The 10,314-nt window shown below is 72.0% G+C and carries 8 protein-coding genes and 1 pseudogene; 7 read left to right on the forward strand and 2 right to left on the reverse strand.

The genetic code is table 11. The annotated features are described in order from the left end of the window. Positions 1 to 387 (reverse strand): annotated as a pseudogene (locus tag AB0F15_RS44205) (cytochrome P450); the annotation flags it as partial. A gap of 30 nt (positions 388 to 417) precedes the next feature. Here AB0F15_RS44205 and AB0F15_RS44210 point away from each other — a divergent pair. The 5 genes from AB0F15_RS44210 (at position 418) to AB0F15_RS44230 (ending at position 5,699) form a co-directional block, all read left to right on the forward strand. Further along, a complete protein-coding gene (locus AB0F15_RS44210) occupies positions 418 to 1,950 on the forward strand; it encodes a fatty acyl-AMP ligase (RefSeq protein WP_360283802.1) in 1,533 nt (510 codons plus the stop codon). Continuing rightward, on the forward strand, positions 1,943 to 2,203 hold the full coding sequence (locus AB0F15_RS44215) for an acyl carrier protein (RefSeq protein WP_360283804.1): 261 nt from the start codon (positions 1,943 to 1,945) through the stop codon (positions 2,201 to 2,203). The genes AB0F15_RS44210 and AB0F15_RS44215 overlap by 8 nt, the downstream gene beginning before the upstream one ends. A 154-nt stretch (positions 2,204 to 2,357) precedes the next feature. Then, positions 2,358 to 2,672 carry a hypothetical protein gene (locus AB0F15_RS44220; RefSeq protein ID WP_360283806.1) on the forward strand — a complete coding sequence of 105 codons (315 nt, stop codon included), beginning with the start codon at positions 2,358 to 2,360 and terminating at the stop codon, positions 2,670 to 2,672. Continuing rightward, positions 2,672 to 5,215 carry a WXG100 family type VII secretion target gene (locus AB0F15_RS44225; RefSeq protein ID WP_360283808.1) on the forward strand — a complete coding sequence of 848 codons (2,544 nt, stop codon included), beginning with the start codon at positions 2,672 to 2,674 and terminating at the stop codon, positions 5,213 to 5,215. The genes AB0F15_RS44220 and AB0F15_RS44225 overlap by 1 nt, the downstream gene beginning before the upstream one ends. 19 nt (positions 5,216 to 5,234) lie before the next feature. Continuing rightward, positions 5,235 to 5,699, forward strand: coding sequence for a hypothetical protein (locus AB0F15_RS44230; RefSeq protein ID WP_360283810.1), 465 nt, complete (start codon positions 5,235 to 5,237; stop codon positions 5,697 to 5,699). Between the two features lie 32 nt (positions 5,700 to 5,731). Here the strand turns inward: AB0F15_RS44230 and AB0F15_RS44235 are convergent, their stop codons facing one another. After that, entirely contained in the window at positions 5,732 to 6,556 is an 825-nt protein-coding gene (locus AB0F15_RS44235; protein ID WP_360283812.1) for an alpha/beta hydrolase, read from the reverse strand. A gap of 343 nt (positions 6,557 to 6,899) precedes the next feature. Between AB0F15_RS44235 and glmS the strand changes: the two genes are divergently transcribed. Together glmS and AB0F15_RS44245 are read left to right on the forward strand one after the other, a co-directional pair. Then, positions 6,900 to 8,762: a glutamine--fructose-6-phosphate transaminase (isomerizing) gene (glmS, locus tag AB0F15_RS44240; RefSeq protein WP_360283814.1), complete on the forward strand. Its 1,863-nt coding sequence runs from the start codon at positions 6,900 to 6,902 to the stop codon at positions 8,760 to 8,762. Between the two features lie 26 nt (positions 8,763 to 8,788). Next, positions 8,789 to 10,228 carry an NAD(P)H-hydrate dehydratase gene (locus tag AB0F15_RS44245; protein WP_360283816.1) on the forward strand — a complete coding sequence of 480 codons (1,440 nt, stop codon included), beginning with the start codon at positions 8,789 to 8,791 and terminating at the stop codon, positions 10,226 to 10,228. Positions 10,229 to 10,314 lie beyond the last annotated feature (86 nt).

The following is a 10,314-nucleotide window of genomic DNA, read 5'->3' on the forward strand; positions in this document are numbered from 1 at the left end:
CCTCGCCGGCGAAGGCGCGGGCGACGTCCACGAGCACTGGCTCGAGATCGCCGCGAGCCGGTTCTGCCCCACCGGCGACGACCTCATCCCGGCCGACGTCACCGCTCCCGCCACCGGCCGCGCGAAGTCGCCGACGAGGTCGAACGACGGCCCGAGGCCGTCCACCACGGCCTCGATCGACGCGCGGACCGCCTCCGGCAGTGGTTCCAGCCCGGCGATGATCTCCCGCAGCACCGCGCGCACCCGGGTGTGGTCTTCGCCGTCGCGCAGGAGCAGGCTGGGGGAGCCACCGCCGGGATCCGAGGTCAGCTCGGCGGACCGCAGGGCCCGCGCGCCCGCGTCGCGGCCGGAGACCACTCCGATGCCGTGCCGTTCGAACTCGTCCATCGCTTCGACACGGTAGGGCAGGATGGGGCCGTGCCGCCCGCAGATGTCCCGGATGACGTCCTGACCACGCCGTTCACGGACTACCTGCTCCGCAACGCGGGCGAAGACCGCCCCGCGTTCACCTGCCGCACCTTCCCGGGACCGGCCGACCACACCCTGACTTGGCCGGAGGTGGTCGCGCGGGTCCGCGGCGTGGCCCGCGAGCTGCGACACCGCACCCGGCCGGGTGATCGGGTGGCGATCGTGGCCCGCCAGGACCTCGGGTACGTCGTCGCCTTCCTCGGGGTGCTGTACGCGGGCCGCGTCGCGGTGCCGCTGCCGGTCCCGATCGGCCGCACCGGCCGCGCCCGGGTCGAGTCGGCCTTCGCGGACGCCACGCCGTCGGTGTGTCTGACCTCGAAGGACCTCCTGGACAAGGTCCCGCCGGCCGTCGTACTGGCCGTCGAGGACATCGAGCCCGACGACGCCGAGCCGCCCGCCGCCGTGGCGATGACCGATCCGGCGTACCTCCAGTACACGTCCGGCTCGACCCGCCGCCCGGCCGGCGCGGTGATCTCGCACCGCGCGCTGGTGGCCGGCTGCTGGCAGACCACGCAGTGCTACGGCGCCGACGCGTCGACCCCCCTGGTGGGCTGGGTGCCGTTCTTCCACGACATGGGGCTGGTCCTGCTCGTCGGCACGCCCGTCTTCCTCGGCTCGCGGTCGGTCTTCTGCACACCCGTGGAGTTCGTGCGCGACCCGCTGCGCTGGATCCGGCTGCTGGCCGAGCACCCGGGGGCCGTCACCGCCGCCCCGAACTTCGCCTTCGACCTGGCCGCCGAGGCGGCAGGGGAGCTGGAAGACCTCGATCTCTCCCGCGTCAACTCCCTGCTCAACGGCAGCGAGCCGGTGCGCGCGGGCACCGTCGAGAACTTCGAGCGGGCCTTCGCGCCCTTCGGTCTGCCGCGGGCCGCGCACAAGCCGTGTTACGGGCTCGCCGAGGCGACGGTGTTCGTCACGAGCGCCGGTGCCGAGGGCCCCACCGTGCGGGTGTTCGAGGACGGCGAGCCGCGGGTGTCGGTCGGACGGCCGTACGGCCAGCGGATCCGCATCGTCGGCAACGAGATCCAGGTGGCCGGCCCGAACCTCGCCGACGGCTACTGGGGCCGCGACGACGTGATCGCGCCCGACGGCTGGCTGGCCACCGGCGACCTCGGCTTCGTCCACGACGGACAGCTGTACGTCACCGGCCGCCTGAAGGACCTGATCATCGTCGACGGCCGCAACCACCACCCGCAGGACATCGAAGCCACCGTCGAGGCCGCGCACCCGGCCATCCGGCGCGCCGCCGCGTTCGGCGTGCGGGACGGCCGCGGCGAAGGCGTCGCGGTCGTGGCCGGGTGCACCGCGCCGGGCGAAGCCGCCGAGACGGCCGTGCGGCGGGCTGTCTCGGCGGCGCACGACCTGCCGCTGCGCGCCCTGTGGCTCGTGCGGCCGGGTGAGGTGCCGCGGACCTCCAGCGGCAAGGTGTCCCGCGCCGCGGCCCGCGAACGCTGGTGGGGCGAGAATGAGCGGCATGGCTGATCCGGGCACCTACGTCGACGAGATCCGGCGGGTCATCTGCTTCGCGCTGGAAATCCCGCCCGAGCGGCTCACCGACACCACGCCGTTCGACGACATCGGCATGACGTCCCGGCAGCGGATCCAGCTGCTTTCGCGGGTCGAGGTGGCCTACGGCGTCTCGGTCGACCTCGACGAGCTCGACCGGCTGGTGGACATCCGCGGCGTCGCCGAGGTGATCTCCGAAGCGGTCGCCGCGCAGCGCGCCGGCGGGTGAGTCCCGGGCGGGTGCAGTTCGCGGAAGCCCAGGTCCGCCGCTCGGCCGGACGCTAGACTCTGTGTGCATCTGCGACGGCACCGAACGGTGCCCGGGCGCGTCACAGTCTTGAAACCCGAGCCAGGGACTGTGGAGTTCGAAGGGGGCAGCGACCATGCCAGACGGGTATGCAGCGAGTTCGGAGGCGATGACGCGGGCGCAGACGCGCCTGGCGGACGTCGCCGACGACCCGGCTGCCGAAGCGAAGAAGGTCGCGCCGACCGAGATCGTCGCAGCGGACTTCGGCCGGGTCCACCAGGAGAACTTCGGCAAGTACAAGGCCGGGATCGACGAAATCGGCGCGGGCATGAACGGGCTGTCGAACGCCCTGATGAACCTGGGCAGCGGAATCGGGACGGCCGGCTCCAAGTACACCGCCCAGGAAGCCGACGCCGGTGCCCGCGCGAACCAGGCCGGGGGTAACCGCTGATGGCCGAATGGGCCGAAATCAAGAAGGTCCTCGACGACCCGAACGTGTCCATGGCCGCCAAGTCCAAGCTCATGGACGAATACGGCGAGGACACCTTCAACTTCAACGCGGAGGAAGAGGAGTACGCGAAGAAGTACATCGAGGACTACGCCGGCTGGAACCCCACCAACGACTGGCTGCCGGGATCGTCTTCCGACGTCGACGAAGCGCTGAAGGAAGCCCAGCAGGAGGCGGCGGGCAAGCAGCAGGAACACCAGCGCGACACCGACCTCCGGGACCGGGCGAAGAAGAACCTCGACGGAATCGCCACGCCGACGCTGGGGGCCGGCGCGAAGAGTTCCGACGAACTGCTGAAGCAGGGCGACGTCGCGGTCGATCTGCTCGCGAAGTGGACCGACGAGGTCTGGAACCAGATCAAGGGCGGCGAGGGCAACAAGAAGGATTCCCAGAAGGACCTCAAGGACAAGTTCCACGAGGACGACGGGATCCAGTTCCAGAAGTTCCTCTCCGACGCCGACGACCTCGGCAAGGCGCACAAGGTCGTCGAGGACACGCTCGCCAAGAGCGACACCGAGCTCCGGACCCTCTTCGGGGACTGGAAGGGCAAGGGCGCCGACGCGGCGGAGATCAAGTACGACGAGACGATCAAGCCGCACGCCAAGGAGCTGTCGCAGCAGATCGACGGGGCGGCGACGCTGATCCCGCAGACGGTGAAGCACGTCTTCGACGCCGTCAAGAAGAAGGTCGACGAGGTCCTGCAACTGCACCGCCCGGTGATCGCCGAGGCCGACATCCCGATGGCCAAGGACGTCCTCAAGATCGCCAACGGCGACACCCGGGAATTCGACGACTTCATGAAGGTCGCCGGCTGGATCGACGCGGTCAACGCGAAGAACAACAACCCGTCGAACCTCGCCGAGCGCCTGCAGAACGACGACTGCGGCTTCAACGACGAAAACATCACCTACGGCCAGAACGTCTGCCGCTATTGGCGCGACGGGGCGTTCCGGAAGGAATACCTGAGCCTGATCGACGCGTTCGACGGTTCCTGCAAGACCGCCAAGGACACGATCGACCAGCAGTTCGGCGCGCTGTCGCGGTACATGGACGGCTATCGCAACCAGCTGACCGAGACCAAGAACGAAGGCGGCGGCGACAAGACCGGCAACAGCGGGAACACGGGCAACACCGGAAATACCGGGAACACGGGCAACGGCAACACCGGCTCGGGCAACACGGGAACCGGTGGTGGCAGCACCACGCCGTCGGGGGCCGAGACACCGAAGGCCGAGACGCCCAAAGCCGACGAGACGCCGAAGCCGGACGAAGGCAAGAACCCGATCACCGGAAAGCCCCTGGAGGTCGACCCGGCGACCGGCCAGCCGTACCCGATCGACCCGAAGACCGGCGAAGCCATCAAGGACACCGACGACACCGACACGGTGTCGGTCAAGAAGGGCGACAACACGATCGCGATGTCCGAGCCCGACAAGGAGGGCAAGCAGGACATCTCCGTGGACGACGGCCACGGCCACAAGAAGGACTACCACCTCGACTGGGGTGACGACGACAAGGCCAAGGGCGCGGACGGCAAGGACGCCGCCGCCGGTGCGGACAAGGCGTCCTTCGGCCCGCAGGGCAGCCAGCAGGCGGTCAAGGACGGCCAGCCCGCCGCCGACGGCTCCTACAAGCCGGGGGCGGACGGCAAGATCCACATTCAGGACGGCAACCTCAAGATCACCGCGGAGCGGCCGGAGGGCCCGGACGGCCCGACGATCGTGACCGTCGACGACGGCAAGGGCGAGCCGACCGCCTACACCCTGGACGAGAAGGACGACCCCAAGGCCGGCGACCTCAAGGCGGACGCCAAGCCGGGTGCCGACGGCACCACCGGCACGTCCGGCGCCGGCTCGGACACCCGGCACGACCCGAAGGCCGAAGTCCCGCTGACGAACGACCCGGCGCCGGCCCACCCGGACCCGGGCTTCACGCGGAGCGAAGCGACCTCGGGCGGCAGCGGGTTCACCGCGCCCGGCGGCTTCGAAGGCGACCTCGGCGGCGGCGCAAGCGCGGCTGATCCCGCGGTGGCGACGGCCGACGCGGGTGCGGGCGTCGCAGCCGGTGCCGGTGCCGTCTCTGGTGACGCGACGACGACGGCCGGCGCAAGCGACTTCGGCTCCGCCGTCACCGGCGGCGCGACGCCGGACTTCGCCGGCGCCGTGGCACTCGACCCGGGGGCCCAGACGGGCAGCGACACTTCGCTGCCGATGTCCGACGGCGGTGGCGGCGGCCTCGGCGCCACTCCGGTCGACCCCGGCCTGCACCAGGCCGCCGCCGCGAGCTCGCCGGGCATGAGCGGCATGTCCGGGATGATGGGCGGCATGGGCGGCGCGCCCGGTGGCGGGGGCGGTGGCGGCGACCAGCAGCGCGGACCCAGCCAGTACCGCGTCGAAGGCGGCGTGTTCGAAACGAGTGGCGCGAAGGGCCGGATCAGCGGTTCGCTGGACGACGAGGGTGACCGTTCGATCCGGTACGACCGGTGACGAGGGCCGAGGAGGGCCGATGAGCAGCGCCGAAGACCGGTATCGCGCGGCGATCTCGACGATGGAGGCCGCGGCGCGGGAGCAGGACGAGCAGCGGGGGCTGCGCGAACGCCGGGTCGCGGAGGCCCAGGCGGAGGCCCGCGCGGGCATGCAGCAGGAGCTGGCCGCCGCGCAGAAGTACGCCGAGCACATGGACGAGCTCAACAAGCGCAAGCAGAGCGCGGGCGGCTGGGCGACGGAGAAGACGCTGGCCGACAAGTCCCGTGAGGCGCTGATGGAGTTCGGCGTCCACGAGGAAGAGGCGGACACCGGCTACACGAACTACCCGACGCCGAGCTACGGGACTCCCGCCGCGGCGGTGCCGCCGCGCCCGGAACCGGCGCCCGAACCGCCACCGGCGGCCCCCGAGCCGCCGCGGCGTGGACGGCACGCGCGTCCGCTCGACGACGAGGACGACTTCTCCAGCACCAGCTGGCTGGTCTGACCCGGGCCCGGCTCCGGCCGGGCCCGTTCCGGTCAGTGGGCGGGCTCTTCTTCCCGCTCGATGGGGGCGCGCTTGACGTCCGCCTCGAGCAGGGGCCGGTACTTGTCGGTGCCGGTGAGGTGGGTCAGGAAGAACGCCGTGAACAGCGCGCGCGTGAGCTGCTGCGTCTTGCGGTGCGGCTTGCCCTGCAGGAACACCTGCGACCAGTGCCTGCCCTCGGTGACGCCCAGGTGGGACGCCTTGCCGAGGAAGCGCAGCTGGACGTCGTCGCCACCCCAGGCACCGGCGATCGCTTCGGCGTGCGCGACAGCGGGGGCGACCAGGTCTCCCTCCGCGGCGAGGTGCAGGCCGGGAACGGTGATCGCCTTCGCCGACTCCGTCGCGGGCGGGAGCGTCTGGGCCGCCGTGATCGTGGCGACGGCCTTGATCCGCGGCTTCTCGCCCCGTGCGTCCTGTGCCGCGGCGAGGACGGCGGACCCGCCACCGGTCGAGTGCCCGGCGAGGCCGAGCTTGGCCGGGTCGACGCTGATGCCGTCCGGGCCGAGCCGGACGGTCGTGACGACGTCGAGGGTGGTCAGCAGGTCGGCGGCGAGCAGCCGGTGCGAGGGCAGCGGCCCGCGCTGCGTCGCCGGCGCGGCGGCGACGATGCCCCAGCTCGCGAGGTGCCGCAGCAGCTGCCGGTACCGATCCGGCGGTTGCAGCCAGCCGTGCCCGAAGGCCACCGCCGGCAGTCCGAGTCCGGCGCGCGGCGTGAACACCACGCCGGGCAGCCCGACCAGGGCGAGATTGCCCCGCAGGACCTCGTGGGGACCCGGGTGCGTCAACTCCGCGAGCAGCTGCTTGGGCTTGCTGGCCATGGCCGGAACCCTACTGTGCGCACCCGCGCCCGGCTCGTCCGCCGCCCCGGCGTGCCGCCGAACCCGGTGTGCCGCTCAACCCGGCCACCTCGGGCCTCCAGTGCCCGGCGGTGGCGTCCGGTCGCCCGCCGGGGGCGCCCCCGGTTTCCACTTTACCGGCGGACACCGACAGTTTCGGCCGTCCCCGCGCGGGGACGGCCGTCCGGGTGCGGGCGCGGGAATGATCGCGGCGCCCGCCGGCCGGACCGTATTGGTTTGAACCACCGAACCGGTGTCTTTGCAGGTCGGAGGCGGTTCGCGGACCCGGTCAACCGGCTGAATATCCCTCGTTAGGCTGGTGCGCGTGTGTGGAATCGTGGGATATGTCGGGCACCGCCCGGCTCTGGAGGTCGTCCTCGGTGGGCTCCGGCGCATGGAGTACCGCGGTTACGACTCGGCCGGTGTCGCGGTGCTCGACGGCGCCGGTGCGCTGACCGTCGAGCGCAAGGCGGGCCGGCTGGCCAACCTGGAGGCCCGGCTCGACGAGGTCGGCCGGGAGCACTTCGGCGGTACCGCCGGCATGGGGCACACCCGCTGGGCGACCCACGGCGCGCCGATCGACCGCAACTCGCACCCGCACCGGGACGCCTCGCAGCGCGTCGCCGTCGTGCACAACGGCATCATCGAAAACTTCGCCGCCCTCCGTGCCGAGCTGGAAGCCGACGGCGTCGAGATGGCCAGCGACACCGACAGCGAGACCGCCGCGCACCTCATCGCGCGCGCCTACACCGAAGGTGACACCAAGGGCGACTTCACCGCCAGTGTCGCCGCCGTCTGCCGCCGCCTCGAAGGCGCGTTCACGCTGGTCGTGACGCACGCCGACCACCCGGACACGATCGTGGCCGCCCGCCGGTCGTCGCCGCTGGTCGTCGGGGTCGGGGAGGGCGAGCACTTCGTCGCCTCCGACGTTGCCGCGTTCATCGAGCACACCCGCGAGGCCGTCGAGCTCGGCCAGGACCAGCTCGTCGTCATCACCCGCGAGGGCTACGACGTCCTGGACTTCCACGGCGACGCCGCCCAGGCGAAGCCGTTCACCGTGGACTGGGACCTGAGCGCCGCCGAGAAGGGCGGCCACGAGTACTTCATGCTCAAGGAGATCGAGGAGCAGCCCGAAGCGCTGGCCAACACGCTGCGCGGGCACTTCGAGTCCGGCCGGATCATCCTCGACGAGCAGCGCATCTCCGACCAGGACCTCCGCGACGTCGACAAGGTCTTCGTCGTCGCCTGCGGGTCGGCCTACCACTCCGGCCTGGTCGCCAAGTACGCCATCGAGCACTGGACGCGCCTGCCGGTCGAGGTCGAGCTGGCCTCGGAGTTCCGCTACCGCGACCCGGTCCTCGACCGCGACACGCTCGTCGTCGCGGTGAGCCAGTCCGGTGAGACGGCGGACACGCTCGAAGCCGTCCGGCACGCCCGCGAGCAGAAGGCGCGTGTCCTGGCCGTCTGCAACACCAACGGTGCGCAGATCCCGCGCGAGTCGGACGCCGTCCTCTACACCCACGCCGGGCCCGAGATCGGGGTCGCCTCGACCAAGGCGTTCCTCGCCCAGATCGCGGCCAACTACCTGGTCGGCCTGGCGCTGGCGCAGGCCCGCGGCACCAAGTACCCGGATGAGGTCGCGCGCGAGTTCGCCGAGCTCGAGGCCATGCCCGCGGCCGTCCAGAAGGTGCTGTCCACTGTGGACCAGGTGCGGGACCTCGGCCGCCGGATCGCCGACTCGAAGGCGATCCTGTTCCTCGGCCGCCACGTCGGCTTCCCGGTCGCCCTGGAAGGCGCGCTGAAGCTGAAGGAACTCGCGTACATGCACGCCGAGGGCTTCGCCGCCGGCGAGCTCAAGCACGGCCCGATCGCGCTGATCGAAGAGGGCCTGCCGGTCGTCGTCGTGATGCCGTCGCCCAAGGGCCGCGCGGTGCTGCACTCGAAGCTGGTGTCGAACATCAGCGAGATCCAGGCGCGCGGCGCTCGCACGATCGTCATCGCCGAAGAGGGCGACGAAACGGTCCGGCCGTTCGCCGACGAGCTCATCGAGGTCCCCGCGGTGCCGACGCTGCTGCAGCCGCTGGTGTCCACGGTGCCGCTGCAGGTGCTGGCCGCGGAGATCGCCCGCGCCCGCGGCTACGACGTCGACAAGCCGCGTAACCTGGCGAAGTCCGTCACCGTGGAGTAACACCGCGTAAGAGGGAGGCCGCCGCCGTGCAGGGAATCTGGACCACGGAACGGATTCGCGAAGCGGAGGGGCGGCTCTTCGCCGTCACGCCCGAGGGCGAGCTGATGCGGCGAGCGTCGTTCGGCCTGTCGGTGCAGATCGCGGACTTCCTCGGCGACCACACCGGCGGCGTTTCCGGCCGCCGGGTCGTGCTGCTCGTCGGCTCGGGCGACAACGGCGGCGATGCGCTGTGGGCCGGGGCGTTCCTGCGCCGCCGCGGGGTCGCGGTGACGGCGATCCTGCTCAAGCCCGATCGCGCACACCCGGCCGGGCTCAACGCGCTGAAGCGCGCCGGGGGCCGGGTGGTGTCCGCCGCGGACGGTCCACAGTGGATCGCCCGCGCCGACGTCGTGGTCGACGGGATCGTCGGCATCTCCGCCAGTGGCTCGCTCCGGCCGGACGCCGCGCGGCTCGTCGACTTGGTGGAGGCGCCGATCGTCGCGGTCGACCTGCCCAGCGGCGTCGACCCGGACACCGGCGCGGTCGACGGTCCCGCGGTCAAAGCCACCCGCACAGTCACGTTCGGCGCCCTCAAGCCGGTGCACGCACTGGCGCCGTCGTGGTGCGGCGAAGTGGTGCTGGTCGACATCGGCCTCGAGTTGACCGATCCCTCGCTCCATCGGCTCGACATCGTGGACGTCGCGGCGGCCTGGCCGGTCCCCGGCCCGGAGGACGACAAGTACAGCCAGGGGGTCGTCGGCATCGCGGCGGGCTCGGCGACGTACCCCGGGGCGGCGGTGCTCGCCGCGGGCTCGGCGGTCCGCGCGACCTCCGGCCTGGTGCGCTACGCGGGGCACGCGGCCGACGTCGTCCGCTCGCAGTGGCCGGAGATCATCGCGACGGGCACGGTCGCGGACGCCGGGCGCGTCCAGGCGTGGGCGGTCGGCCCGGGCATCGGCACCGGCTCCGACGGGCGGGACGTGCTGCGGTACGTCCTCGGCCAGGGCGTCCCGGTCTGCGCGGACGCCGACGCGACGACGATCATCGCGAAGTCCCCGGACGTCCTCGACGCGCGCGACCCGGACACGCCCCTGGTCCTGACCCCGCACGCGGGCGAGTACGAACGTCTGATGGGCCGCAAGCCGGGGCCGGACCGGGTGGCGGCCGCGCGTGAAGCGGCGAAGAAGTACGACGCCGTGGTGCTGCTCAAGGGGCACTGCACGGTGATCGCGGCCCCGGACGGCCGGGTCGCGGTGAACACCCCGCGCGGTGCGTGGCTGGCGACGGCGGGCTCGGGTGACGTCCTGTCCGGCCTGGTCGGAGCCCTCTTGGCCGCCGGTTTGGACCCCTGGCTGGCGGCGGCCGCCGCGGCCCACGTGCACGCGCTGGCCGGGGCGATCGCGGCCCAGAACGCCCCGACGTCGGCGTCGGGCCTGGTCCACGCGATCCCGGAAGCCATCCGGTCCATCCGCTCGCTAACTTCCTGAACGGCACTTTCACGTGAAAGTGGTCGCGCCCTCGACGAGGTGCTCGAACGCCTTGAGCACGAGGTCGCCGTGGCTCGGGTCCTCCC

Source organism: Amycolatopsis sp. NPDC026612 (assembly GCF_040638285.1).
Taxonomy (GTDB): domain Bacteria; phylum Actinomycetota; class Actinomycetes; order Mycobacteriales; family Pseudonocardiaceae; genus Amycolatopsis.

What these genes read in the sequence shown, in the direction of transcription:
- AB0F15_RS44220 (WP_360283806.1), top strand. Translation starts at nt 2,358, where the DNA reads ATGCCAGACGGGTATGCAGCGAGTTCGGAGGCGATGACGCGGGCGCAG.
- AB0F15_RS44235 (WP_360283812.1), bottom strand. Translation starts at nt 6,556, where the DNA reads ATGGCCAGCAAGCCCAAGCAGCTGCTCGCGGAGTTGACGCACCCGGGT.
- AB0F15_RS44215 (WP_360283804.1), top strand. Translation starts at nt 1,943, where the DNA reads ATGGCTGATCCGGGCACCTACGTCGACGAGATCCGGCGGGTCATCTGC.
- AB0F15_RS44230 (WP_360283810.1), top strand. Translation starts at nt 5,235, where the DNA reads ATGAGCAGCGCCGAAGACCGGTATCGCGCGGCGATCTCGACGATGGAG.
- AB0F15_RS44225 (WP_360283808.1), top strand. Translation starts at nt 2,672, where the DNA reads ATGGCCGAATGGGCCGAAATCAAGAAGGTCCTCGACGACCCGAACGTG.